The sequence below is a fragment of the Citrobacter europaeus genome, assembly GCF_037482245.1.
Lineage (GTDB): Bacteria > Pseudomonadota > Gammaproteobacteria > Enterobacterales > Enterobacteriaceae > Citrobacter > Citrobacter europaeus.
Window position 1 is genome coordinate 1780858 of record NZ_CP148084.1, and the last position, 25259, is coordinate 1806116.

The 25259-nt window shown below is 49.7% G+C and carries 22 protein-coding genes; 17 read left to right on the plus strand and 5 right to left on the minus strand.

Annotated features, from left to right (window positions below; translation table 11 throughout):
- The first annotated feature begins 211 nt into the window (after window positions 1–211).
- The 5 genes from bglX to WHR59_RS08150 all read left to right on the plus strand — a co-directional run bounded on the left by bglX (window position 212) and on the right by WHR59_RS08150 (window position 6495).
- The gene (gene bglX / locus WHR59_RS08130) at window positions 212–2509 is read left to right on the plus strand and encodes a beta-glucosidase BglX (RefSeq protein WP_221922649.1); all 2298 of its coding nucleotides are present in this window, start codon (window positions 212–214) and stop codon (window positions 2507–2509) included.
- Between the two features lie 231 nt (window positions 2510–2740).
- A complete protein-coding gene (gene osmF / locus WHR59_RS08135) occupies window positions 2741–3658 on the plus strand; it encodes a glycine betaine ABC transporter substrate-binding protein OsmF (protein WP_075145921.1) in 918 nt (305 codons plus the stop codon).
- A gap of 15 nt (window positions 3659–3673) precedes the next feature.
- Window positions 3674–4840: an ABC transporter permease gene (locus tag WHR59_RS08140; RefSeq protein ID WP_043016936.1), complete on the plus strand. Its 1167-nt coding sequence runs from the start codon at window positions 3674–3676 to the stop codon at window positions 4838–4840.
- The gene (locus WHR59_RS08145) at window positions 4833–5780 is read left to right on the plus strand and encodes an ABC transporter ATP-binding protein (protein WP_043016935.1); all 948 of its coding nucleotides are present in this window, start codon (window positions 4833–4835) and stop codon (window positions 5778–5780) included. Before WHR59_RS08140 ends, WHR59_RS08145 begins: the two co-directional genes overlap by 8 nt.
- Entirely contained in the window at window positions 5764–6495 is a 732-nt protein-coding gene (locus WHR59_RS08150) for an ABC transporter permease (protein WP_043016934.1), read from the plus strand. The genes WHR59_RS08145 and WHR59_RS08150 overlap by 17 nt, the downstream gene beginning before the upstream one ends.
- On the opposite strand, the gene WHR59_RS08155 is transcribed toward WHR59_RS08150, so the two are convergent.
- Window positions 6476–6583, minus strand: a complete 108-nt coding sequence (locus WHR59_RS08155; RefSeq protein WP_003027354.1) for a protein YohO — start codon at window positions 6581–6583, stop codon at window positions 6476–6478. The genes WHR59_RS08150 and WHR59_RS08155 overlap by 20 nt on opposite strands.
- A gap of 51 nt (window positions 6584–6634) precedes the next feature.
- Window positions 6635–7366 (minus strand): HTH-type transcriptional regulator MlrA, encoded by a 732-nt coding sequence (gene mlrA, locus WHR59_RS08160; RefSeq protein ID WP_043016933.1) that lies wholly within the window; start codon window positions 7364–7366, stop codon window positions 6635–6637.
- A gap of 225 nt (window positions 7367–7591) precedes the next feature.
- Here mlrA and WHR59_RS08165 point away from each other — a divergent pair, with 225 nt between their 5' ends.
- From WHR59_RS08165 to WHR59_RS08175, 3 genes are read left to right on the plus strand one after another with little or no spacing between them, the layout of a single operon-like run.
- The gene (locus WHR59_RS08165) at window positions 7592–9277 is read left to right on the plus strand and encodes a sensor histidine kinase (protein ID WP_043016932.1); all 1686 of its coding nucleotides are present in this window, start codon (window positions 7592–7594) and stop codon (window positions 9275–9277) included.
- Window positions 9274–9993 (plus strand): two-component system response regulator BtsR, encoded by a 720-nt coding sequence (gene btsR, locus WHR59_RS08170; protein ID WP_003840155.1) that lies wholly within the window; start codon window positions 9274–9276, stop codon window positions 9991–9993. The genes WHR59_RS08165 and btsR overlap by 4 nt, the downstream gene beginning before the upstream one ends.
- A gap of 46 nt (window positions 9994–10039) precedes the next feature.
- A complete protein-coding gene (locus tag WHR59_RS08175; protein ID WP_043017948.1) occupies window positions 10040–10510 on the plus strand; it encodes a DUF1456 family protein in 471 nt (156 codons plus the stop codon).
- Window positions 10511–10554: 44 nt separating this feature from the next.
- Here the strand turns inward: WHR59_RS08175 and WHR59_RS08180 are convergent, their stop codons facing one another.
- Window positions 10555–11013 carry a YehR family lipoprotein gene (locus WHR59_RS08180; protein ID WP_080624929.1) on the minus strand — a complete coding sequence of 153 codons (459 nt, stop codon included), beginning with the start codon at window positions 11011–11013 and terminating at the stop codon, window positions 10555–10557.
- Between the two features lie 210 nt (window positions 11014–11223).
- Window positions 11224–13257, minus strand: coding sequence for a methionine--tRNA ligase (metG, locus tag WHR59_RS08185; RefSeq protein WP_338843798.1), 2034 nt, complete (start codon window positions 13255–13257; stop codon window positions 11224–11226).
- A gap of 164 nt (window positions 13258–13421) precedes the next feature.
- Between metG and apbC the strand changes: the two genes are divergently transcribed.
- The 6 genes from apbC to WHR59_RS08215 all read left to right on the plus strand — a co-directional run bounded on the left by apbC (window position 13422) and on the right by WHR59_RS08215 (window position 20166).
- Complete coding sequence (gene apbC / locus WHR59_RS08190) at window positions 13422–14531, plus strand: iron-sulfur cluster carrier protein ApbC (RefSeq protein ID WP_075145925.1); 1110 nt, start codon at window positions 13422–13424, stop codon at window positions 14529–14531.
- Between the two features lie 261 nt (window positions 14532–14792).
- Window positions 14793–15074 (plus strand): DUF2574 family protein, encoded by a 282-nt coding sequence (locus WHR59_RS08195; protein ID WP_075146373.1) that lies wholly within the window; start codon window positions 14793–14795, stop codon window positions 15072–15074.
- A 274-nt stretch (window positions 15075–15348) separates the two neighbouring features.
- On the plus strand, window positions 15349–15888 hold the full coding sequence (gene yehD / locus WHR59_RS08200; RefSeq protein ID WP_338843799.1) for a fimbrial protein YehD: 540 nt from the start codon (window positions 15349–15351) through the stop codon (window positions 15886–15888).
- A gap of 63 nt (window positions 15889–15951) precedes the next feature.
- A complete protein-coding gene (locus WHR59_RS08205; RefSeq protein ID WP_200000902.1) occupies window positions 15952–16632 on the plus strand; it encodes a fimbrial assembly chaperone in 681 nt (226 codons plus the stop codon).
- A 13-nt stretch (window positions 16633–16645) separates the two neighbouring features.
- Window positions 16646–19132, plus strand: a complete 2487-nt coding sequence (locus tag WHR59_RS08210) for a fimbrial biogenesis outer membrane usher protein (RefSeq protein ID WP_338843801.1) — start codon at window positions 16646–16648, stop codon at window positions 19130–19132.
- An 11-nt stretch (window positions 19133–19143) separates the two neighbouring features.
- Window positions 19144–20166 carry a fimbrial protein gene (locus WHR59_RS08215; protein ID WP_100194584.1) on the plus strand — a complete coding sequence of 341 codons (1023 nt, stop codon included), beginning with the start codon at window positions 19144–19146 and terminating at the stop codon, window positions 20164–20166.
- A 56-nt stretch (window positions 20167–20222) separates the two neighbouring features.
- Here the strand turns inward: WHR59_RS08215 and WHR59_RS08220 are convergent, their stop codons facing one another.
- On the minus strand, window positions 20223–20555 hold the full coding sequence (locus WHR59_RS08220; RefSeq protein WP_003834436.1) for an RcnB family protein: 333 nt from the start codon (window positions 20553–20555) through the stop codon (window positions 20223–20225).
- A gap of 345 nt (window positions 20556–20900) precedes the next feature.
- Here WHR59_RS08220 and WHR59_RS08225 point away from each other — a divergent pair, with 345 nt between their 5' ends.
- From WHR59_RS08225 to WHR59_RS08235, 3 genes are read left to right on the plus strand one after another with little or no spacing between them, the layout of a single operon-like run.
- Window positions 20901–21353, plus strand: a complete 453-nt coding sequence (locus WHR59_RS08225) for a hypothetical protein (RefSeq protein ID WP_123915541.1) — start codon at window positions 20901–20903, stop codon at window positions 21351–21353.
- 15 nt (window positions 21354–21368) lie between these two features.
- Window positions 21369–24494 carry an efflux RND transporter permease subunit gene (locus WHR59_RS08230; RefSeq protein ID WP_338843803.1) on the plus strand — a complete coding sequence of 1042 codons (3126 nt, stop codon included), beginning with the start codon at window positions 21369–21371 and terminating at the stop codon, window positions 24492–24494.
- Entirely contained in the window at window positions 24487–25104 is a 618-nt protein-coding gene (locus tag WHR59_RS08235) for a TetR/AcrR family transcriptional regulator (protein WP_047410037.1), read from the plus strand. The genes WHR59_RS08230 and WHR59_RS08235 overlap by 8 nt, the downstream gene beginning before the upstream one ends.
- Window positions 25105–25259 lie beyond the last annotated feature (155 nt).

The following is a 25259-nucleotide window of genomic DNA, read 5'->3' on the forward strand; positions in this document are numbered from 1 at the left end:
CTCAATATCAGGAACAAGCATAGCGCTTTGTATGACAATACGCTTTCTCATTCATATTGTCTCTGGTTCGTCTTCTACTGATTCGCGCTGGTTTTGAAAATTAGGAGAATAACCTTAGCTTTCTTTATCGCTCCCGTTTAGTCTTACGGCAAACTGCGGTTTTTGTTATATTTTCGCTGCCTCGTCGGGAAAAAATAAAGAGAGAATCAACATGAAATGGCTATGTTCTGTAGGTGTCGCGGTGAGTCTGGCGTTGCAACCCGCGTTGGCGGACACTCTGTTTGGTAACCATCCGCTGACGCCAGAAGCGCGGGATGCCTTCGTTACCGATTTACTCAAGCAAATGACCGTTGATGAGAAAATTGGGCAACTCCGTTTGATAAGCGTCGGGCCTGATAATCCGAAAGAAGCCATCCGCGAGATGATCAAAGACGGGCAGGTTGGGGCTATTTTTAACACCGTCACACGCCAGGATATCCGCAAAATGCAGGATCAGGTGATGGAACTCAGCCGCCTGAAAATCCCTCTCTTTTTTGCCTACGACGTATTGCACGGCCAGCGTACCGTGTTCCCCATTAGCCTCGGTCTGGCGTCCTCCTTTAATCTCGATGCGGTCAGAACCGTTGGTCGGGTTTCTGCGTATGAAGCCGCCGATGATGGTCTGAATATGACCTGGGCGCCGATGGTCGACGTCTCGCGCGATCCGCGCTGGGGGCGTGCCTCAGAAGGATTTGGTGAAGATACGTATTTGACCGCCACAATGGGCAAAACCATGGTGGAAGCGATGCAGGGGAAAAGCCCGGCCGACAGGTATTCGGTGATGACCAGCGTTAAGCACTTCGCCGCCTATGGCGCGGTTGAGGGCGGCAAGGAATATAACACCGTCGATATGAGCCCGCAGCGTCTGTTCAACGACTACATGCCGCCGTACAAAGCCGGACTGGATGCTGGTAGCGGTGCGGTGATGGTAGGGCTTAATTCGCTGAACGGTACGCCAGCAACCTCGGATGCCTGGCTGTTAAAAGACGTGCTGCGCGATGAGTGGGGCTTTAAGGGCATCACCGTTTCCGATCACGGCGCGATTAAGGAACTGATTAAGCACGGCACCGCCTCCGATCCTGAAGATGCAGTCCGCGTGGCGATCAAGTCCGGCATCAACATGAGCATGAGCGATGAGTATTACAGCAAATACCTGCCGGGGTTGATTAAGTCAGGCAAAGTCACGATGGCGGAACTGGATGACGCCGCGCGCCACGTGCTGAACGTGAAATATGATATGGGCCTGTTTAACGATCCGTACAGCCATCTGGGGGCCAAAGAATCTGACCCGCAGGACACCAATGCGGAAAGCCGATTGCATCGCAAAGAAGCGCGTGAAGTGGCGCGTGAAAGTCTGGTACTGCTGAAGAACCGTCTGGAAACATTGCCGCTGAAAAAATCCGCCACCGTGGCGGTTGTCGGTCCGCTGGCTGACAGCAAGCGTGATGTCATGGGCAGTTGGTCTGCTGCCGGTGTGGCCGATCAGTCGGTAACGGTGCTGACGGGGATTAAAAACGCCATCGGTGAGCAGGGTAAAGTGGTGTACGCGAAAGGGGCGAACATCACCAACGACAAAGGCATTGTTGATTTCCTCAATCTGTATGAAGAGGCGGTGAAGGTTGACCCGCGTTCGCCGCAGGCGATGATCGATGAGGCCGTTAACGCCGCGAAGCAGTCTGACGTCGTGGTCGCGGTCGTCGGCGAGGCGCAGGGAATGGCGCATGAAGCTTCCAGCCGCACCGATATCACTATTCCGCAGAGTCAGCGTGACCTGATTACTGCGCTGAAAACCACGGGTAAACCGTTGGTTCTGGTGCTGATGAATGGACGTCCGCTGGCGCTGGTTAAGGAAGACCAACAGGCCGATGCGATCCTTGAAACCTGGTTTGCCGGGACGGAAGGCGGTAACGCCATCGCCGATGTGCTGTTTGGCGATTACAACCCGTCAGGTAAGCTGCCGATGTCTTTCCCGCGCTCTGTTGGACAGATCCCGGTCTATTACAGCCATCTCAATACCGGCCGCCCATATAATGCCGATAAGCCGAATAAGTACACGTCGCGCTACTTTGATGAAGCGAATGGTCCGTTGTATCCCTTTGGCTATGGCCTGAGCTATACCACGTTCACGGTTTCTGATGTGAAACTCTCTTCCCCAACGATGAAGCGTGACGGGACAGTGACGGCCAGCGTGCAGGTGACCAACACAGGCAAGCGCGAAGGTGCGACGGTTATTCAGATGTATTTGCAGGATGTGACCGCGTCAATGAGTCGTCCGGTACAACAGCTGAAAGGTTTTGAGAAAGTAAATCTTAAGCCGGGTGAAACCCAGACCGTAAGCTTCCCGATTGACGTTGAAGCGCTGAAGTTTTGGAACCAGCGCATGCAATACGATGCGGAACCGGGCAAGTTCAACGTCTTTATCGGCGTTGATTCCGCCAGAGTGAAGCAGGGCGAATTTGAGCTGCTGTAATTGATGAATAAAGCCACGCATCATGCCTGATGGCGTTACGCTTACCAGGCTGACTAAATAGAATCATCCGGCAAATTCACTTTGGGTTTGCCGGATTTTTTTATTTTATTATCGCCTTACCGCTAATAACTCTCAGTGTTACTACCCAATTGCCAGGTTAAGGCTTGATTTTTCGACTATGCTTTTTCCTCAAGTCTCTGAAAAGGGCCGCAAAAGGATGAGGAGTACAGCATGATAATCTCAAAAGTATGGGTGGGCTCACTGGCGCTTTTAGCCGCGATAAGCTTACCCTTACAGGCCGCGTCACCCGTCACGGTCGGTTCAAAAATAGATACCGAAGGGGCGCTGCTCGGCAACATTATTTTGCAGGTGCTCGAAAGTCACGGCGTGAAAACCGTCAATAAAGTACAACTGGGTACCACTCCGGTAGTGCGTGGAGCCATCACCTCCGGTGAGCTGGATATTTATCCGGAATATACCGGCAATGGGGCATTCTTTTTTAAAGATGAGAATGATCCTGCGTGGAAGAATGCGCAGGCCGGTTTCGACAAAGTGAAAAAGCTGGACGCAGAGCAAAATAAGCTGGTCTGGCTAACGCCTGCGCCCGCCAACAATACCTGGACCATTGCTATACGCCAGGATATCGCACAAAAGAACAAGCTAGAGTCGCTTGCTGATTTAGGTCGTTACCTGAAAGACGGGGGAACGTTCAAGCTTGCCGCCTCTGCGGAATTCATCGAACGCGCTGACGCGTTGCCTGCGTTTGAAAAAGCCTATGATTTCAAGCTGAAGCAAAATCAGTTGTTGTCGCTGGCGGGTGGTGATACCGCGGTGACAATTAAAGCGGCGGCGCAGCAGACTTCTGGAGTCAATGCGGCGATGGCCTACGGCACCGACGGTCCGGTTGCGGCGCTCGGTCTGCAAACATTAAGCGATCCAAAAGGCGTCCAGCCCATTTATGCCCCTGCGCCCGTTGTGCGTGAATCGGTACTGAAGGACTACCCGCAAATGGGAGAATGGCTACAACCGGTATTTGCCAGCCTGGATGAAAAAACGCTGCAACAACTGAATGCCAGTATTGCCGTGGAGGGGCTGGATGCGAAAAAAGTCGCAGCAGACTACCTGAAGCAAAAAGGATGGGTGAAGTAACGGAGTTTGCAGCGGGTGGGTGTTTTGTCGAAAATTTCAGTAAATCGGGTGTTGCTGCTGCTGGTGCTTCTTACCTTCGCGGCGGCAGCGCTTCCTTTCATTAGCTATGCTCCCAATCGCCTGGTTTCCGGCGAAGGTCGTCAACTCTGGGATATCCGGCCCGACATGGCGTGGGGATTGGCGGTGGCTTGCTTGCTGCTGTTTCTTCTGTGCTTTGTACCGGGAAAGTCAGGCAATATATTGACGCTTGTTATTAGCCAGCTGTTGGTGATTGCGGCGCTGGTAACCGCAGGAGCAACGGCAACGTATCTGGCCCAGACCGGTAGCCCGCTGGCCAGAACCAGTCTGGGCAGCGGGTTCTGGTTGGGACTGGGGCTGATGCTGCTGGCCGCCAGTGACGCCATCCGTCGCATCACCGAACAAGCGTCATGGCGATGGCTGTTGCATGCGCAAATGTTTATTTTGCCGCTGGTGCTTTTGTTCTCCGGCACGTTTAACGATCTTTCTCTGCTTAAAGAATATGCCAACCGTCAGGATGTCTTTAATGACGCACTGGCGCAACATTTGACAATTCTGTTCGCTACCGTGGTGCCCGCGATGCTTATTGGCGTGCCGCTGGGCGTCTGGTGTGCTTTTTCTGTCGCTCGCCAGGGGCCGGTATTCGCGGCACTGAATATCATCCAGACCATTCCCTCCGTCGCGCTGTTTGGCCTGTTAATTGCGCCCCTCGCCGGGCTGGTGAAGCACTTTCCGGTGTTGGGTTCGCTTGGCGTCGCCGGAACCGGTCTGACGCCTGCGCTTATTGCGTTGGTACTGTATGCGCTCTTACCGCTGGTTCGCGGCGTAGTGGCTGGATTGAATCAGGTTCCACGCGATGTGCTGGAAAGCGCCCGGGCGATGGGGATGAGCGCGCGGCAGCGGTTTATCTCGGTGCAGTTTCCACTGGCGTTGCCGGTCTTCTTGCGCAGCTTGCGGGTGGTCATGATCCAGACAGTGGGGATGGCGGTGATTGCCGCGCTGATTGGCGCAGGGGGATTTGGCGCGCTGGTCTTTCAGGGATTGCTCAGTAGCGCCGTTGATTTAGTTCTGCTGGGTGTGATCCCGGTAGTTGTGCTGGCAGTGTTGATTGATGCGCTGTTTGATTTAGGTCTCGCGCTGCTAAAGGTATCGAATAATGATTGAATTTCGCCATGTCAGTAAAACCTATGGTCAGCACAGGGCCGTCGATGACCTTAATCTGCAGTTAGGGGAGGGCAGCTTTTCAGTATTAATTGGTACGTCGGGTTCGGGGAAGTCCACCACGCTGAAGATGATCAACCGTCTGGTGGAGCATGACAGCGGGCAGATCCGATTTGCCGGGGAGGAGATCCGCAGCCTGCCGGTGCTGGAGTTACGACGACGTATGGGGTACGCGATTCAGTCGATTGGTTTGTTTCCACACTGGACCGTTGCGCAGAACATCGCCACCGTACCACAGCTGCAAAAGTGGTCGCGCTCACGTATTGATGACCGAACAGATGAACTGATGGCGCTGCTGGGTCTTGAGGCGAGTTTGCGTCACCGTTATCCGCATCAGCTTTCCGGCGGACAGCAGCAGCGGGTCGGGGTTGCGCGTGCGTTGGCGGCAGACCCGCAGGTGCTATTGATGGATGAGCCTTTTGGCGCGTTGGATCCGGTCACCCGCGGTGCGCTGCAACTGGAGATGACGCGCATTCACCGTCTGCTGGGGCGTACCATTGTGCTGGTGACACATGATATCGATGAGGCGCTGAGGCTGGCGGAGCATCTGGTTCTGATGGATGCAGGAAAGGTTGTGCAGCAAGGTGCGCCGATGTCGATGCTGACTGCGCCAGCGAATGATTTCGTGCAAACCTTTTTTGGCCGTAGTGAACTGGGCGTAAGGCTGTTGTCACTGCGCACGGTAGGTGATTTTATCCGTCGCGGCGAACGCTCAGATGGTGAACCGCTGGTGGATGAGATGACGCTTCGTGATGCGTTGTCGGTGTTTGTGGCGCGCGGTTGCGAGGTTTTACCGGTTGTGACGCCGCAGGGGTTGCCTTGCGGGACGCTTCATTTTCGCGATCTGCTTTCGGAGATGCCGACCCGTGAAACGTCTTGCTGATCCGCTGCTTTGGCTGGTTGTCCTGTTCCTGATCCTGTTGGTCGGGTTACCGCACAGTCAGGCCCTGTTTAGTTCGCTGTTCCCCGAGTTGCCGCGACCGGTGTATCAGCAGGAAAGTTTTACGACGCTGGCGTTAAGCCACTTTGCGCTGGTGGGGATTTCAAGTCTTATCGCCGTCATCATCGGCACGGGGGCGGGAGTTGTGGTAACCCGGTCCTGGGGCGTGGAATTCAGGCCGATGGTGGAAACGATTGCCGCCGTGGGGCAGACTTTTCCTCCGGTCGCCGTGCTGGCAATCGCCGTACCGGTGATGGGGTTTGGGCTTGAACCCGCGATTATCGCGCTGATCCTGTATGGCGTGTTACCGATCCTGCAGGCAACACTGGCGGGACTCGGCGGCATTTCTCCCAGCGTGATGGAGGTAGCCAGCGGAATGGGAATGAGTCAGAGCCAGCGGCTGCGCAAAGTGGAGTTGCCGCTGGCGGCACCGGTCATCCTGGCGGGGATTCGCACGTCGGTGATTATTAATATCGGCACCGCAACAATCGCCTCAACCGTCGGGGCGAACACGCTGGGCACGCCGATTATTATCGGGCTTAGCGGGTTCAATACCGCTTATGTGATTCAGGGCGCGCTGCTGGTCGCGCTGGCGGCAGTGATAGTTGATCGCGGGTTTGAGCGATTAGCGAGCCGCCTTACCCGGCACGTAAAATGAATGTGTAGCCTGCCAGCATGACGCCGCCGATACCGCCGATAGCCATTAGCAGAAAGAGGGTGATAACACCGATTTTAGCTGCGCTCATTATGCACTCCTTATGTGAATTCAAGGATTGTACACGTTTGTTAATAAAATATTAAATACCGAGTGGATAAATATCGTGACCTAACGCGCGCCATTCGTTCAACTGTTGCTGCTGTGCGGGCGTTTGGCTCTCGCCGCACCAGACGAGTAAGGTTCGACCTTCAAACAACTCCGGTCGCAATTGGTTCAGCGAGTGGGCGAGGACGTCAACGCGCCATCCCTGCTGGCTGGCAACCCAACCCTCCAGCCATAAACGGGTGGTATCGTGAATGTTCCAGCCGACAACCAGGGCGTCTTTACCCTGTTTCTTGCGCGCCGAAGCCAGACAAATTGCGATGTAGTTGATGAGGACGCCGTCGAGGATCCCCAGTAACGCCTGCAGGATCGGCTGTTGGCATTGCAGGCGTCGGCGTAACGGAATGAACAAATGGGTGTTGAGCGTTTGTGCGGGATAATCCTGACCGCGCTCCTTGATCCACAGTCTGAGGCTATGCAAATTATTACTTTGCAAATAGCTCAACAGCGTCTCTTGTTGTTCGCGCCAGCCGTTATGGACATCAATGTTCTCATTGCTGAGCAGCATTTTTACCTTACTGACCTGAACGCCGTTGTTTATCCAGCGTTTTATCTCACGGATCCTGTCGATATCCGCGTCGTTAAACAGGCGATGCCCGCCGTCTGTCCGCTGCGGTTTGAGTAATCCGTAACGCCTCTGCCACGCGCGTAAAGTGACAGGGTTGATATCACAAAGCAAAGCCACTTCACCTATTGTGTAAAGCGCCATCGTCGTCTCACTTATGCTCGCGAGGTCCCAGTTTTACTTTAGACGCTCTTTTGCGAACCAGGTAGTTTTGTCTGTTTTTTGTTCAACGAATGGGTGAATTTGTAGTCATGCTCGCGCTTTCGAGTGATCGTTCTCACAAATTCCTTTTTTTTTGCAACACTTCAAAGAAAGTTACGCGCAGCCCATGTATGTTACGCGCTTTTAAGTGATGTGTGGTTGGCGGGTATGTACGAGTTTAATCTGGTGTTGCTGCTGCTTCAGCAGATGTGTGTGTTTCTCGTTATCGCGTGGCTCATGAGCAAAACGCGTTTGTTTATCCCGCTGATGCAGGTCACGATCCGGCTCCCGCATAAGCTGCTTTGCTACGTCACCTTTTCCATTTTCTGCATTTTGGGCACCTATTTCGGGCTGCACATTGATGATTCTATTGCCAACACCCGTGCTATCGGCGCGGTGATGGGCGGGCTGCTTGGCGGCCCGGTGGTTGGCGGTTTAGTCGGCCTGACCGGCGGCTTACATCGTTATTCCATGGGCGGAATGACGGCGCTCAGTTGCATGATTTCAACCATTGTGGAAGGTTTACTCGGCGGGCTGGTGCACAGCGTACTCACCCGTCGCGGTCGCACCGATAAAGTCTTTAGCCCACTGACCGCGGGGGCTATTACCTTTGTTGCCGAACTGGTGCAGATGCTGATCATCTTGTTAATTGCTCGTCCGTTCGATGACGCGTTTCGACTGGTCAGCAATATCGCCGCGCCGATGATGGTGACTAATACCGTGGGCGCGGCCCTGTTTATGCGTATTTTGCTCGATAAACGGGCGATGTTTGAAAAATATACCTCCGCTTTTTCCGCCACAGCGCTCAAAGTTGCTGCTTCCACGGAAGGTATATTGCGGCAGGGATTCAACGAGGTTAACAGCATGAAGGTTGCCCAGGTGCTGTATGAGGAGCTGGATATCGGCGCCGTGGCGATTACCGATCGCGAGAAGCTGCTGGCATTTACCGGTATTGGCGACGACCATCATCTGCCCGGTAAACCGATTTCCTCCTCGTACACCCAACGAGCGATAGAAACCGGCGAGGTGGTGTATGCCGATGGGAATGAAGTCCCTTACCGCTGCTCTTTGCATCCGCAATGTAAATTAGGCTCAACGTTGGTCATCCCTTTGCGGGGCGAAAACCAGCGGGTGATGGGGACTATCAAGCTGTATGAAGCCAAAAACCGTCTCTTTAGCTCGATCAACCGCACGCTGGGGGAAGGGATCGCCCAACTGCTTTCGGCGCAGATTCTGGCCGGGCAGTATGAGCGGCAAAAAGCGATGCTGACGCAGTCGGAAATCAAACTCCTGCATGCACAGGTGAATCCCCATTTTCTGTTTAATGCGCTCAACACCATTAAAGCCGTAATCCGACGCGATAGCGAGCAGGCCAGTCAATTGGTGCAGTATTTGTCGACGTTCTTTCGCAAAAACTTAAAGCGCCCGTCGGAGATTGTGACGCTGGCCGATGAAATTGAGCATGTTAACGCCTATCTGCAAATTGAAAAGGCGCGCTTTCAGTCGCGCCTGCAGGTGACCTTAACGGTGCCAGATGCGCTTGCTCATCAGCAATTACCCGCTTTCACCTTACAACCGATCGTGGAGAATGCCATCAAGCATGGTACCTCTCAGCTACTGGATACCGGGGAAGTGTCGATTACCGCCCGCCGCGAAGGGCTGTATCTGATGCTGGATATTGAAGACAACGCCGGGTTGTATCAGCCAACGTCTGAGGCCAGCGGATTGGGTATGAATCTGGTCGATAAACGACTGCGCGAGCGGTTTGGCGACGATTTTGGCATCAGCGTTGCGTGTGAACCTGACCGTTTTACCCGAATCACTTTACGACTTCCTCTGGAGGAACTGGCATGATCAAAGTGCTGATTGTCGATGACGAACCGTTAGCGCGGGAGAATCTGCGGATCCTGTTGCAGGAGCAAAGCGACATCGAGATTGTCGGGGAATGCTCGAATGCGGTGGAAGCCATCGGCGCGGTACATAAGCTGCGTCCGGATGTCCTGTTTCTTGATATTCAGATGCCGCGTATCAGCGGCCTGGAAATGGTCGGCATGCTTGATCCCGAGCATCGCCCGTACATTGTTTTCCTTACGGCCTTTGATGAGTATGCGGTGAAGGCCTTTGAAGAACACGCGTTTGATTATCTGCTCAAACCGATTGAAGAAGCGCGGCTGGAAAAAACGCTGATCCGTTTACGCCAGGAGCGCACCAAGCAGGATGTATCACTACTGCCCGAGAATCAGCAGGCGCTGAAGTTTATTCCGTGCAGCGGTCATAGCCGAATTTATCTGCTGCAAATGGATGATGTGGCGTTTATCAGCAGCCGTATGAGCGGCGTGTATGTGACCAGTAGTGATGGTAAAGAGGGGTTCACCGAACTGACGCTCAGAACGCTGGAAAGTCGTACTCCTCTGCTGCGCTGTCACCGGCAATATCTGGTGAATATGGCGCAATTGCAGGAGATCCGTCTGGAAGATAACGGTCAGGCGGAGCTGATTTTGCGTAACGGCCTGACCGTTCCGGTAAGCCGCCGTTATCTTAAAAGTCTAAAAGAGGCGATTGGACTGTAAAACTGATACACTGCGCGCCATTGCATCACCGACAGTTGAAGGCTCTATGCTAAGTAACGATATTCTTCGTAGCCTGCGCTACACCCTGAAAGCGAACAATAACGACATGGTGCGTATTCTTGCGCTTGCTGACATGGAATCCACCTCCGCAGGTTTCGATACCTGGATGACAAAAGAAGATGAAGACGGGTTTGTGCGCTGCCCGGATATCATTCTCTCCGGTTTTTTAAACGGACTGATTTATCATCTGCGTGGTAAAGATGATTCTGCGCCGGAACTGGCGCTTGAGCGTCGTGTTAACAACAATACGGTACTGAAAAAGCTGCGTATCGCTTTTTCGCTGAAAACCGATGATATTCTGGCCATTATGACCGGGCAGAAGTTTCGTGTGTCGATGCCGGAAATCACCGCCATGATGCGCGCGCCGGACCATAAGAACTATCGCGAATGCGGCGATCAGTTTCTACGTTATTTCCTGCGAGGTTTGACCTTCCACGTGCATAACGCGAAGTCTTAAAGCGTAAAGCGGGCGACCACGATGAATATCGGGTCGCCGGTGGTTTACTTCACTTCTTTAAAACCCGCCGATTCCATTACCGTTTGCATTTGCTTCATGCTGATGTTTTTATCGGCACTCTCAGAAAGCTTCATCCCGGAAATTGCCTGCAATGCTTTTATATCAACTTTTTCCATATCGATAGTGACATTTTCCTGCGCGTAGGTATCTGTATAGCTGAGCTTTTCTTCTATACCCGCGATATTTTGATATTTAGCGCTTAACGCGTCGAATACTTTCGCGGCTTCTTCTTTATTGCTGGCGCCGATCGATGCATAGCTGATTTTACTTTCGGAGATCTGTTTCAGAACCTTATCGCCTTTATAGGTGTAAGAGACGGTAATATCCGAACCGTTAAGGTTGGCATTGAATGTTTTTGTCTCTTCTTTATCACCACATCCCGTCAGAGAAAAAACGACAACCGACGCAGCGACAAGTGAAACTAATTTTTGAAACGCTTTCATGTAAAACTCCATTTCATGAATGTTGGATGCTAAATAATAGCGCCAATGAATTTGATGGGACCGAACGGCCTTAATAGCAGAGCAGTATAGAATAAATCTAATCGCGTTGGCTGAGCAGTCCGAAAATGGAGTGAGGCAGTGTGTTTAAGATTAGGGATAAAATCATTCAGCAAAAAAAGCGCTGCAGTTGCAGCGCTTGAGATGTCTGATTTACTTCACCTGTTGGCCAGGTTTTGCGCCTTCGTCCGGGCTTAACAGGAAGATATCTTTCCCGCCAGGACCTGCCGCCATTACCATCCCTTCAGAAATGCCGAAGCGCATCTTACGAGGAGCCAGGTTAGCAACCATAATGGTCTGGCGTCCAATCAGGGTTTTTGGATCCGGATAAGCAGAACGAATGCCGGAGAAGACGTTACGCTTCTCGCCGCCGAGATCCAGCGTCAGACGCAGCAGTTTGTCGGAACCTTCCACGAATTCAGCGTTTTCAATTAGCGCCACGCGCAGGTCAACTTTGGCGAAATCGTCAAAGGTGATGGTTTCCTGAATTGGATCATCCGCCAGCGGGCCGATTACCGGTGCGGCAGCGGCTTTCACTTCTTCTTTCGATGCTTCCACCAGCGCTTCAACTTGTTTCATGTCAATGCGATTGTAGAGCGCCTTAAAGGTGTTGACCTTGTGACCGAGCAGCGGCTGCTCAATGGCATCCCAGCTCAGTTCGCAGTTCAGGAACGCTTCCACACGTTCAGCAAGCGTTGGCAGAACCGGCTTCAGGTAAGTCATCAGCACACGGAACAGGTTGATACCCATGGAACAGATCGCCTGCAGGTCGGCATCGCGGCCTTCCTGTTTAGCCACGACCCACGGAGCCTGTTCGTCAACGTAGCGGTTTGCCACGTCGGCCAGCGCCATGATTTCACGGATAGCTTTGCCGAATTCACGACTTTCCCACGCTTCGCCAATCACCGTTGCGGCGTCGGTGAAGGTTTTATACAACGCCGGATCGGCCAGCTCAGCCGCCAGAACGCCGTCAAAACGCTTAGCGATAAAGCCCGCGTTACGTGAAGCCAGGTTGACCACTTTGTTAACGATATCGGCGTTTACGCGCTGGACAAAGTCTTCCAGGTTCAGGTCGATGTCATCAATGCGTGAAGAAAGCTTCGCGGTGTAGTAGTAGCGCAGGCTGTCGGCATCAAAGTGCTTCAGCCAAGTGCTGGCCTTAATAAAGGTGCCGCGAGATTTGGACATCTTCGCGCCGTTCACCGTCACATAACCGTGTACGAACAGATTGGTCGGCTTACGGAAATTGCTGCCTTCCAGCATGGCAGGCCAGAACAGACTGTGGAAATAGACGATGTCTTTGCCAATGAAGTGATAAAGTTCGGCGTCGGAATCTTTCTTCCAATACTCTTCAAAACTGGTGGTGTCACCACGCTTATCGCACAGGTTTTTGAATGAACCCATGTAGCCAATAGGCGCATCCAGCCAGACGTAGAAGTACTTGCCTGGCGCATCCGGGATTTCAAAACCGAAGTACGGGGCATCGCGGGAAATATCCCACTGCTGCAGGCCGGACTCGAACCATTCCTGCATTTTGTTGGCAACCTGCTCCTGTAACGCGCCGCTGCGCGTCCAGGCCTGCAGCATCTCGCTGAAGGACGGCAGGTCAAAGAAGAAGTGTTCGGAGTCGCGCATTACCGGCGTCGCGCCAGAAACGACGGATTTCGGCTCGATAAGTTCGGTCGGGCTGTAGGTTGCGCCACAGACTTCACAGTTATCGCCGTATTGATCCGGTGATTTACATTTCGGGCAGGTGCCTTTAACAAAACGGTCCGGCAGGAACATGCCTTTTTCCGGATCGTAAAGCTGGGAGATTGTACGGTTCTTAATAAAACCGTTCTCCTTCAGGCGCGTGTAAATCAGCTCAGACAGCTCACGGTTTTCTTCGCTGTGCGTAGAGTGGTAGTTGTCATAGCTGATGTCAAAACCTGCAAAATCAGTCTGATGCTCCTGACTCATTTCACCGATCATCTGCTCTGGCGTGATCCCAAGCTGCTGCGCTTTCAGCATGATTGGCGTGCCGTGTGCGTCGTCCGCGCAGATGAAGTTAACCTGGTGGCCGCGCATTCGCTGGTAACGGACCCAGACATCAGCCTGGATGTGCTCCAGCATATGGCCGAGGTGGATTGAGCCGTTGGCGTACGGCAGTGCGCACGTTACCAGAATTTTCTTCGCGACTTGAGTCATAGTGGGCAATTACTTCTTTTGTAGTGAAAAGGGCTTTGATAGTACCAAAATGGTAATTACTGCGCCAAGCGATAAGGGCATTTATCCGTAAATGAATAATTGTTGCGGTTGGAGTAAACTACCTGGTGACTATTGTATATTCAGAACAACAAAAAGGAGTCGGGATGAACGCACAATCCCAGGCCAAATCACCAGAGACCCTGCGCGCCATGGTCGCCGGGACGCTGGCGAATTTTCAGCATTCAACCCTGAAGCATAATCTGACGACGCTTAAAGCGTTGCACCACGTCGCCTGGATGGATGACACGTTGCACGTTGAGCTGGTCATGCCGTTTGTCTGGCATACCGCGTTTGAGGAATTAAAAGAGCAATGTAGCGCCGATCTGTTGCGTATTACCGGTGCGAAAGCGATCGACTGGAAGCTGTCGCATAACATTGCGACGCTGAAACGCGTGAAAAACCAGCCAGGCATTAATGGTGTAAAAAACATTATCGCCGTCAGTTCGGGTAAAGGCGGCGTGGGCAAATCTTCTACCGCCGTGAACCTGGCTTTGGCGCTGGCTGCGGAAGGCGCGAAGGTAGGGATTCTGGACGCCGATATTTATGGGCCGTCTATCCCAACGATGCTCGGCGCGGAAAACCAGCGGCCAACCTCGCCAGACGGTACCCACATGGCGCCTATCATGTCTCACGGTCTGGCGACGAACTCTATTGGTTATCTGGTCACTGACGATAACGCAATGGTGTGGCGTGGTCCGATGGCCAGCAAAGCGCTGCTGCAGATGCTGCAGGAAACCCTATGGCCGGATCTTGATTACCTGGTACTGGATATGCCACCGGGCACCGGTGACATCCAGTTGACGCTGGCGCAGAACATTCCGGTCACGGGGGCTGTTGTGGTGACCACTCCGCAGGACATTGCGCTTATCGATGCGAAAAAAGGCATCGTGATGTTCGAAAAAGTCGAAGTGCCGGTGCTGGGTATTGTTGAGAATATGAGCATGCATATTTGCAGCAACTGCGGTCATCATGAGCCAATCTTTGGCACCGGAGGCGCGCAGAAGCTGGCTGAGCAGTATCACACCCAACTGCTGGGACAGATGCCGCTGCATATCTCTCTGCGTGAAGACCTCGATCGTGGTACCCCGACGGTTATCAGTCGTCCTGACAGTGAATTTACCGCCATTTACCGTGACCTGGCTGGGCGTGTAGCTGCCCAGCTTTACTGGCAGGGTGAAGTTATTCCGGGCGAGATTGCCTTTCGCGCCGTGTAATTAACCGCGTGACAGATATTCACCGCATCATAATAAATTGATGCGGTGAATGTATGGGGTGAATAAACTTCGTTATATTGTTTATCCTGCCTGTATAATCCATGTCTTTTTCTGAATAAATCGCTTCAATGCATCATTTGAATTGATCAAATTCATCCTATTAATCTACAATCTCAATTAGTTCTGGTGAGAGAGTTAACCATTACTCACAGCCAGACGGCTTGCACGCTGTTTCCGCCCAATACAGGAATAATGAATGCTATGAAAATTAGTTTATTCTTGGGAGTTATTACTCTGATGTATGGAATGAGCGCTTCTGTTTTTGCCGCAGAGACTGCCACCGTGAATATAAGTGGTCGAGTAACCGAGCCTACCTGCAGCACTGATGTTGTCAATAACGAAGTGCAGCAACGCTGTGGCAATGCCGTTTCCTTTTCAAACGTCAGAGAGGGTGTCTCCAAACCAACAAAAGGTGCGGTAACGGAAATTGTTACTGTTCCCGGCGACGCTACACGGCAGATTGTGCTGACTCGTTATGATTAAAAAGTCTTTTATTAGCCATGTGTTTTTGTGGTGAATAATACATGGCTAATTATTTCCCCAAAGAATTTCACTCCAACAGTTAATCTCCTAAATTTATTGATTTATAAACAATAAAGAACTCAATTTATTTGTTGCAATTATATTGCGCTTTGCAACTTGTTTTAAATCAATAAAACAACGTGTTTACATTGCGGTAACGTTTCTGGTGTGCGAATTTAATTTCAAGAGTTAAACCCTCTTAACAAATAGAATTCAATTCATTAAGGAAGATATTATGAAACGTTCAGTTATTTCTGCTGTTGTACTTACTGCTGTATTTATGAGCGCTGGGGCTTTTGCTGCTGATACCGATCAGGGTGAACTGATTATTACTGGTAAGGTGGTTGGAACAACCTGTAAATTTACGGGTGACACCACGGCGACCATTGGTATGAACCAAATTGGTGCTGACAGATTAAATAACTTAAGTGCGGGTGGTGTTTATGACGGATACTCAAATAAGACCACCGTGCCATTGACTGTTGAATGTACGGGGGATAAAGCACCGAAAATTACTTTCTCCAGTTCTCAATTTGATAGCACTAATAAATATATTACACGAAATACTGCCGCAAATAATGGTGCTGGATTCTCCGTTTACTATGGTGATGACTTTACTAAACAGGTTAACCCCGATACAGGTATTGAATTAACTAAAACCGCAGACAATAAATATACGCTGAACTTTAGCGCACGCTACGCAAAAATAGGTACTGCCGCTGTTTCCGCTGGTGACGTTGCCTCTTCGCTGACGATGACTGTTGTTACTGATTAAAATTGCTATCCTGTTTATCGGCGGCTCTGGTCGCCGATTATTTCCGTAGTAAGGATAATTATAATGAAAAAAATAATAGCATTATTATTAGCTGGCACAGTATTGCCTGCATGGGGTGGCGTGTACATTTACGGCACGCGTGTCATTTATCCGGCACAGAAAAAAGAAATTACCGTACAGTTAATGAATGAAGGTAGCCGTAGCTCCCTGGTTCAGTCCTGGATAGATGACGGAGATACCAGCCTGCCACCAGAAAAAATCCAGGTACCATTCGTGATGAATCCTCCCGTGGCTAAGGTCAGCGGAGGTTCTGGTCAACAACTCAAAATCAAGCAACTGGTAAATACGCTGCCAAAAGATCGTGAAAGCCTTTTTTTTCTTAATGTGTTGGATATTCCTCCTAATTCTGCGGAATCAGCAGGGAAGAATATGATTAAATTTGCTATGCAGAATCGCATCAAATTTATATATCGTCCGCAGGGCATTGCCGGTGTAGATGAAAAAAGCTTTTCTCGCTTAAGCGTCAGATATGTCAGTGGTGGCATTAATATCAAAAACAATTCTGCCAACTGGATAACGATACCTGAGCTCGTGGGTAATTCAAAAATAAACAGCGAGACAGTGTTGCTTGCTCCGTGGTCAGATAAAAAGGTTGTCACCGCTGCTGTCGTTAATCATTACAAGGTTACTCTTATTGACGATCACGGAAACTACTTAAGTGAAAAAATAAAAACGGAAAGATAGTCAAGGACTGATTATGTCAAAGATAAACTCCATTACACTGGCAATCTTGTCAGTGTTAGCCACTTCATCCGCATGGGCTGAAGAAGACACGTTTGATACAAATTTTATGATCGGCGGTTTGAACGGCGAGAAAATCTCTCGCTATCAAATTGATGGTGATAAGCCAATGCCCGGCATATATGAAATGGATGTTTATCTTAATAACCAGTGGCGTGGCCGGTACGAAATTAATATCAACGCTGATCCTGACGCGACATGTCTGTCCTGGGCACAATTGCAGCAAATTGGTATTCGCACAGAGAATATTAAAACGGATAAAAAAGAGGAGTGCGTGCCGCTACGTGAAGCAGTTCAGGGCGGCAGTGTTGGTTATGACATCGGGCAATTTATTTTGAATCTAAGCGTTCCGCAGGCGTATGTGCTGGAATATGAACCAGGATATATGCCGCCTGAAACCTGGGATCGCGGTGTTAACGCTTTTTATACCTCTTATTACGCCAGCCAGTATTACAGTAATTATAAACACGGTGGTGATGATAAAAGCAGCTATGTGAACCTGAATAGCGGGTTGAACCTGTCAGGGTGGCAGTTGCACTCAAATGCCAACTATACCAAAGGCAACGAGGGCAGCGGCAACTGGAAAAGTAATACGCTATATATGGAGCGAGGTATCCCACAAATACTTGGCACGCTACGTACCGGAGAAATGTATACCGGCGCGGATATCTTTGATGCGGTACGTTTTCGTGGTGTGCGTATCTGGCGCGATATGCAAATGTTACCGAACTCAAAACAGAATTTTACCCCAGTAGTCCGCGGGTTTGCCCAGAGCAACGCGCTGGTAACCATCGAACAAAACGGCTTTGTTATTTACCAGAAAGAAGTTCCACCTGGCCCATTTGCTATTGATGATCTCCAGCTCGCTGGCGGTGGTGCGGATTTAGATGTGAGCGTGAAAGAAGCGGATGGTTCGGTATCTCGTTATCTGGTGCCTTATTCATCTGTACCAAATATGCTGCAGTCGGGCGTATCGAAATATGATTTTGCTGCTGGGCGCAGTCATATAGAGGGGGCTGGCAATCAGTATGATTTCCTGCAAGGTAGCTATCAATATGGTCTGAACAATCTGCTTACGGTCTATGGCGGCACTATGCTGTCACAAAACTATACCTCATTTGTGCTCGGGACCGGTTGGAATACACCCATTGGCGCAGTATCGGTAGACGCCACGCGATCGCATAGTGAGCAGGACAATGGTGATGTTTTTGATGGTCAGAGTTATCAGGTTGCGTGGAATAAGTATGTCGCTCAGACCGGCACGCAGTTTGCGCTGGCAGCTTTTCGTTACTCCTCGCGAAATTATCGTACCTTTAATGACTACGTATGGGCGAATAACAAAAATCACTATGACCGCGATGAAAATGATGTTTATGACGTTGCGGACTACTATCAGAACGATTTTGGTCGTAAGAACAGCTTTTCGCTAAATATCAATCAAGCGTTACCCGAGAACTGGGGATCCCTGGCCGTCAGCGGCCTGTGGCGCGACTATTGGCAGCGCAGTGGAACCGGCAAAGATTATCAGCTGAGCTACTCGAACGCCTGGCAGCGAGTCAGTTACACCTTGTCTGTTAGCCAGACCTATGATGAGGACAACCACGAGGATAAACGTTTTAACCTGTATATCTCCATCCCATTCTCGTGGGGGGATGGGATTTCCTCGCCGCGACGCGATTTGTTCGTATCCAACTCGACGACGTTTGATAATGACGGCTTTCAGTCGAGTAACACCAGTCTCAGCGGTGTTGCCGGAAACCGCGATCAGTTTAGTTTAGGGGCAAATCTGAGCCATCAACGTCAGGAGAGTGAGACAACGGCAGGTGGTAACCTGGTCTGGCGCGCGCCGATGGCGACCTTTGGCAGCAGTTATAGTCAATCGAATAAATATCAGCAGGCCAGCGGCAATATTCAGGGTGGGTTAGTCGTGTGGTCAGATGGTGTCGCGTTAGCTCCTCGGCTTTCAGATACATTCGCCATAGTTAAAGCGCCTGGGTTACAGGGCGCGGCCGTGCAGGGACATCGTTATCTAACAACTAACAGCAAAGGTTACGCGGTTTACGACAGTCTGACGCCGTATCGTGAAAATATGCTGATGCTGGATCTTTCCGACAGTAATAGCGATGTGGCGTTGCTGGGCAATCGAAAAGGCACAGTACCTTATCGCGGCGCGGTCGTGATGACGGAGTTTGAAACCGATCGGCGTAAACCCTGGTATTTCATTGCCGCGCGTTCGGACGGCTCTCCGTTATCGTTTGGTTATGAAGTGGAAGATGAACTTGGTAATAATGTTGGCCTGGTGGGGCAGGGTAGCCGGTTATTTATTCGTACCAATGATATTCCCGCTTCGGTACGCGTTGCAGTTAATAAACAACAGGGGAAGTTCTGTACGATTACCTTCGATAAGGCGATTGATGAGAATAAAGTTTATACTTGCCGATAAGGGATTGGTTTATGAAAAAATATTTGTTTTTGCTTTTATTGGCATTCTCTTTTTGGGGGCAGGCTAAATGTACCCTAGGGAAGAATACGACCGCACAGCAAACTGTAGAACTTGATATGACGTCAGCAACAGTTGGTTCTGTGGTTACTGTAGCGTTCAATACCAACCTGAATGATACATTTTCATGTAATGCGTCAACTGATAAAATGTATTATGCAACGCCATTACAAGATTATATTATTGAACTTAAAGAACCCGGTGCGACAAAATCTATCTTTATGAAGTTAAAACTGACCGGAAGCGGATTCCCTGTTGCAACAGGCAATGATGGTCAATATAACTCAACGCCCAAAGAGTATAAAACACAAGAAGTTATTAACCCGAGACCATTCGTTATCGAGGCTTCTTATGTCAGATCTGGTACTGCTGATCTGACGATAGCCAGTGGCAATACGATAAACCTTGGACGTCCCGCTATTAGTATATTAACTGATAATACCTGCAATAGCAGCCTATGGTCATGGATTGTCTGTTGGATTGGAGGGAAATTTAACAGCAACGTATCTTACTCACAAAATATTACGTTTACCGTCAAGCACAGACCAACAACCTGCCGTTTTTCACAGGCAATATACGAAATTAAAATGCCCGATACAACGTTAAACGAGATTAATACAGCAACAAATACTAAATCAGGCTCCACAAATCTGATACTGAATTGTGAAAGTATATATAACGTTACCACCAACCCCGTGAATTTTAAGGTGGCTCGCGGTGACTGGGATGAAAGCGGGAAAATACTAAAAAATACGCTAACGAATGGCGCAAAAGGAGTGGGGTTCCAGATATATAACGGCACCGCGACGACTCCCCTAAAACTGGGGGATACTCTGATGAACAGAATAGCTAAACTGGATAAAATCAACAATCAGTACACTTTCCCTATTACTGCGAAATATGTTCGTGTGACAGGAGAATCGTTACGGCCTGGTGAGGTTCAAAGTAAAGTCATATTTGCGGTATCTTATGACTAATTAGTGCGGTGCGATGTTTCTAAAAAATGTACCTTCGTGATGAAGGTACGTTTTTTTTATCGGTGATAAAAAATCTCGCCGTCGTAGGCTTTAATGATCTTAGCATCAGCATCATTGACCAGCACGTACGCGCCACCCATGTAGGTCCAGTGGGTGCCTGCGGTCGGTGCAGGCAGGTTGCGCAGATTCCACTGTTTAATGGTGTATTCTTCGGTGAGATACAGTGGTGGAACCTTGTCACCGGGTTTGAAATGGGTGAAGTCAGCAATAAAGCTGCTCAGCTCATACTTATCGATACCTGTGGGCGCAGCTGTTGCAGCCGGCGCGGCCCAGACGACACTGCTTGCAAGCAGGAGTGCACCCAGCAACATTTTATTCTTCATACCCATCCTCTCTACCTCTTCGGGTCATCAAAATCAGTCATGTATCATTCCTGGCTTACAGGGCATCTGACAAGGACTTTTTTGTTATCACACCAGTAATTTCGTAAAAAGTGTAAATGAATGTACAGCATTGCGACAATTTCAAGCGGCATTTTAGCGATGAAGTATCACGTTTTTGCATATCAACTCAGAGTGGAGCTGTTACACGACATACAGGAGTTGCTCCGGTCTCTGTGACCCGGAACAGTTGTCTTCAAGAAGACCCATTACTGGAATAGCGTTAAAAATTGATGCTTGTTTAATCAATTTATTTACTTTACTGTAAAGTAAATAAATTCATGGGATTTTGCTATGGTTAACTGGGAAAAATTATTATTTTTCATTATGTTAATGGCTTTTTCATGTCATCTTAACGCATCTCTGCATGAGGGGGTATCTGTGGAACCAAAGACTGTTGAACGCTGTCTGGTAACGCGGGACCGTGAGCTGGCTTGCTCTCAGTGCACTGATTTGAATTATCAGCATATGCAGCTACGACTCAGCTATTTACGTTTTTTACTACTACAAAATAGTTTCACTATCCAAACCTATGACTATCTCTGGCGTGAACATCAACGAACAATGTCTTGCCTTGAAATCAGCAGATACATTGTCGCAAAAGCAATCAATATTCTGCTATGCCCAGCAACGGTCACATTGCCCATACCTCAACCTGTTTTTAATTTGTGGCAAACATCGCATATGGCTTTTATTCAGCGTGCCAGGCCTCCGCACGTGTTTTCACTGCGCGACCCCAATGACTAAACGGAGGAAAACACGATGCTGGCTCACTTCTTTATTTTCCGTCCTGTATTCGCCGCGGTCATTGCTATTTGCATCGTTTCTGCCGGTATCCTGGCTCTTTTCACATTGCCTGTTGAGCAGTATCCGGATATTGCGCCTCCGGGGGTGAACGTTACGGCAAACTACCCAGGCGCTTCTGCGCAAAACGTTGAGGACAGCGTAACGCAGCTACTTGAACAGCAAATCAAAGGAATTGATGGTCTGCTTTATTTTTCTTCAACCAGCAGTTCAGCTGGTCAGTCTCGTATTAGTCTTAGCTTTGAACAAGGTATCAATCCCGATATAGCGCAGGTCCAGGTACAAAATGCTGTAAATCAGGCTATGACACGGCTACCGCAGGAGGTGCAACAACAGGGGCTTTCTGTGACTAAATCACAGGGAGATAGCCTGATGGTTATCGCCTTATATGACCACAACGATCGTTTAACCAGTGTCGATATTAGCGACTTCCTTATCAATACGTTGCAGGAGCCCTTAAGTAGAATAAAGGGGGTGGGAGAAACAACTGTTTTTGGTGCGCAATATGCCATGCGGATTTGGCTCAACCCACATCAACTCAATAATTATGGTTTGATGCCATCAGATGTACAAACGGCTATCGAAGCACAAAACTCGCAAGTGACCAGCGGAGAGATTGGCTCTCTTCCTTCTCTCAATGATCAGTATCTGAATGCGACGGTGACCGCCCAGTCCCGCCTGGAAACATCAACGCAATTTGAAAGAATCATTCTTCGGACAAATAATGATGGTTCAGCTGTATATTTGCGAGATGTTGCTCGAATCGAACTTGGGGCTGAAAACTATCAGAATCTGACCACACTTAATGGTCATCCTGCTGCTGGAATATCTATTCAACTCGCATCCGGAGCTAATGCACTGGAAACTGCTGAAAAGATTCGCGTTGAAGTTAACAGATTAAAAGATCGGTTTCCGCAAGGCATTGTCGTTGCTTATCCTCGTGACAGTACACCGTTTGTGACGGTGTCCATCGGAAATGTTGTGCAGACGCTGATTGAAGCGATTGTTTTTGTTGTGGCGGTAATGTATCTATTTTTACAAAACTGGAGAGCCACATTAATCCCCTCATTGACGGTGCCCGTCGTATTATTGGGCACATTCGGCATCCTCAGTCTGCTGGGTTATAGCATCAATACCTTAACACTCTTTGCCATGGTGCTTGCCATTGGGCTACTTGTCGACGACGCGATTGTCGTGGTTGAGAATGTCGAACGAGTGATGGAAGAAGAACATCTCGATCCGCTGCAGGCTACGCTCCACTCCATGCGGGAAATAACCGGTGCATTAATAGGTATCGCGCTGGTCTTATCCGCCGTTTTTATTCCAATTGCGTTTTTTGGTGGCTCAGTCGGCATTATTTACCGCCAGTTCACAGTGACCATTGTTTCTGCTATGTCGCTTTCCGTGCTGGTTGCACTGACTTTAACCCCTACGTTGTGCGCTCATTTGCTTAAAAGCCGAAATGAGAAGAAAGGTAAATTCTTCACTCATTTCAACAGGTATGTCGAAAAAAGTCAGCATCGCTACATTAATATGCTTGCGCAAATATCAGCGCGTCCTGTGAGAATCATTATTCTCGCTTTTCTGATGTCGATGTTCATGGTTTGGCAATATCAAAAACTCGCGACCAGTTTTCTTCCGGAGGAGGACCAGGGGGCAATATCAATCCAGTTCACTCTTCCTCCAGGGGCGCCAATGTCAATGACTCAGAAGGTTGGAGATGAAATCACACGCTATTTTATGACACAGGAGAGTGCCAATCTTAACGCTATATTTACGGTCGCTGGCCGAAATAACGCAGGTAGCGGGCAAAATGTGGGAATGTCCGTTGCTGAGTTAAAGCACTGGGACGAGCGTCAGGGTGAAACGAACAGCGCTCAGGCTATTATCGCAAGGGCTAATCAATATTTTAATCAAACGTCTCAGAACGCCGCTATCAGCATTGTATCTCCACCCACAGTTCGTGGGCTGGGACAATCCAGTGGGTTCGAATTATGGCTTCAGGATATTTCAGACCGCGGTTATCACAGTCTTAATCAGGCGCAAACAATGTTACTTACGGCCGCCAGAGAAAACCAAAATCTGAACGCTGTGCGAGTGAACAGCCTTGCCGCAAAGGCGTTGCTGCAGGTAGATATTGACAGACAAAAAGCACAAGCTCACGGCCTTGAACAGGCGGATATCAACGAAACTCTTTCTGCTGCATGGGGAGGGATTTATGTTAATGACTTTATTGACCGTGGCCGAGTAAAACGGGTTTATATACAAGGTGATGCGCCATGGCGTTCAATACCTGAAAACTTATCCGCCTGGTTTGTACGTAACAGTAGCGATGATATGACCTCATTCGCCAGTTTTGCCTCCTTCCGCTGGACTACTGGTCCACAAATGCTTCAGCGATTCAATGGATTACCTGCTGTGCAATTTCAAGGAGATGCAGCTCCCGGCATAAGTTCTGGGGCAGCAATGGCTGAAATGGTCAGGCTGATAGCGCCAATCGAAGGATTTGATCTGCAGTGGAGCGGGATATCATGGCAAGAACAGGCTTCCTCGGCACAGACACTGTGGGTATATCTTGCCTCCGTTGCGTTCGTATTTTTGTGTCTGGCTGCTTTATATGAAAGCTGGTCTGTGCCTATTGCTGTGCTTCTGATTATCCCACTTGGGGTTCTCGGCGCAGTGAGTGCAGCCTTAATCGCCGGGTTCGAAAATGATGTCTACTTCCAGGTAGGTATACTAACGACGATGGGGCTGTCAGCAAAAAATGCAATTCTCATTATTGAATTCGCTCTGGCGCAAATCCGCAGGGGTAAACCGTTGATTCAGGCCGCTTTTGAAGGCGCAAGATTACGCTTACGTCCTGTCATCATGACGTCTCTGGCATTTGTTGTTGGAGTTATCCCTCTGGTACTCTCTACGGGCGCAGGGGCCTCCAGCCAGAAAGAGATTGGAACTTCGGTAATCGGCGGTATGCTCACAGGCACGTTACTGACGCTGCTCTTTGTCCCACTGTTTTTTGTTCTCATTCAGCAGGGAATCTCGAGACTAAAAAAAGGCAAACGTAAGGAATGCAATAATGGTTAATCAACGTGGGCGGCCAATGAAGTCCCGCCCTCGCATTTTACAAACGGCATGTGAGCTGTTTCTCAAGCATGGCATTGACGTGTCCCTTGATACTATCGCCAGTGAAGCAGGGACAACGCGGCCGACCCTTTACAGCCATTTTCCGGGGGGAAAGGATGCTCTCCTGCTGGCGACGTTTGAATTTCTGAATGACAAAATGCAGCCGCCTTTACGCCAGTTACTCCAGGAGCAACTGGATTTTCCCGATCTCCTGAGAGGTTTTGCCCGGGTTGTACAGAATCATTTCTATACCCCTGAGAATATCCATTTCCAGCGATTATTGATTCAAGTGCTGGTTCAAAAGCCCGATTTACACGTCATGCTGGAGCAAAGAAACTCTGGACGCGTTTTGCAGGCGCTGACAGAAATTCTGGAACAGAAAAATAATGAAGGAATAGTCACGTTAGATAATCCGGAATTACAGGCTACTGCTTTCCTCGGGGCTATTATGGGATATCTGCTTCCTGGAGCAATAATCTCGCAAAAAGCAGTTGATCCCCATAAACTTGAGAAACTGGCTGAATGTTCAATTGCAACCTTTCTGTCTGCCTGGGAATTTAAGAGCGGATGATCGTGGTGTCTCAGCATTGAGACGCGCTACGAAATGCCTGAGTGGATGACGACGCCTGCGGCAATGAGCGCCCCTTCCAGAATAAACCGCTGCTGTTCACCTCCCTCGCTGGCTGGTAAAGTATGCGGTGTGGATACATTCCGCCATTCAGTAAA

Bases quoted from the DNA above. Each gene is read 5' to 3' on its own strand.
- bglX (WP_221922649.1), top strand. From the start codon at position 212: ATGAAATGGCTATGTTCTGTAGGTGTCGCGGTGAGTCTGGCGTTGCAA.
- osmF (WP_075145921.1), top strand. From the start codon at position 2,741: ATGATAATCTCAAAAGTATGGGTGGGCTCACTGGCGCTTTTAGCCGCG.
- WHR59_RS08145 (WP_043016935.1), top strand. From the start codon at position 4,833: ATGATTGAATTTCGCCATGTCAGTAAAACCTATGGTCAGCACAGGGCC.
- WHR59_RS08155 (WP_003027354.1), bottom strand. From the start codon at position 6,583: ATGAGCGCAGCTAAAATCGGTGTTATCACCCTCTTTCTGCTAATGGCT.
- mlrA (WP_043016933.1), bottom strand. From the start codon at position 7,366: ATGGCGCTTTACACAATAGGTGAAGTGGCTTTGCTTTGTGATATCAAC.
- WHR59_RS08165 (WP_043016932.1), top strand. From the start codon at position 7,592: ATGTACGAGTTTAATCTGGTGTTGCTGCTGCTTCAGCAGATGTGTGTG.
- btsR (WP_003840155.1), top strand. From the start codon at position 9,274: ATGATCAAAGTGCTGATTGTCGATGACGAACCGTTAGCGCGGGAGAAT.
- WHR59_RS08175 (WP_043017948.1), top strand. From the start codon at position 10,040: ATGCTAAGTAACGATATTCTTCGTAGCCTGCGCTACACCCTGAAAGCG.
- WHR59_RS08180 (WP_080624929.1), bottom strand. From the start codon at position 11,013: ATGAAAGCGTTTCAAAAATTAGTTTCACTTGTCGCTGCGTCGGTTGTC.
- metG (WP_338843798.1), bottom strand. From the start codon at position 13,257: ATGACTCAAGTCGCGAAGAAAATTCTGGTAACGTGCGCACTGCCGTAC.
- apbC (WP_075145925.1), top strand. From the start codon at position 13,422: ATGAACGCACAATCCCAGGCCAAATCACCAGAGACCCTGCGCGCCATG.
- WHR59_RS08195 (WP_075146373.1), top strand. From the start codon at position 14,793: ATGAAAATTAGTTTATTCTTGGGAGTTATTACTCTGATGTATGGAATG.
- yehD (WP_338843799.1), top strand. From the start codon at position 15,349: ATGAAACGTTCAGTTATTTCTGCTGTTGTACTTACTGCTGTATTTATG.
- WHR59_RS08205 (WP_200000902.1), top strand. From the start codon at position 15,952: ATGAAAAAAATAATAGCATTATTATTAGCTGGCACAGTATTGCCTGCA.
- WHR59_RS08210 (WP_338843801.1), top strand. From the start codon at position 16,646: ATGTCAAAGATAAACTCCATTACACTGGCAATCTTGTCAGTGTTAGCC.
- WHR59_RS08215 (WP_100194584.1), top strand. From the start codon at position 19,144: ATGAAAAAATATTTGTTTTTGCTTTTATTGGCATTCTCTTTTTGGGGG.
- WHR59_RS08220 (WP_003834436.1), bottom strand. From the start codon at position 20,555: ATGGGTATGAAGAATAAAATGTTGCTGGGTGCACTCCTGCTTGCAAGC.
- WHR59_RS08225 (WP_123915541.1), top strand. From the start codon at position 20,901: ATGGTTAACTGGGAAAAATTATTATTTTTCATTATGTTAATGGCTTTT.
- WHR59_RS08230 (WP_338843803.1), top strand. From the start codon at position 21,369: ATGCTGGCTCACTTCTTTATTTTCCGTCCTGTATTCGCCGCGGTCATT.
- WHR59_RS08235 (WP_047410037.1), top strand. From the start codon at position 24,487: ATGGTTAATCAACGTGGGCGGCCAATGAAGTCCCGCCCTCGCATTTTA.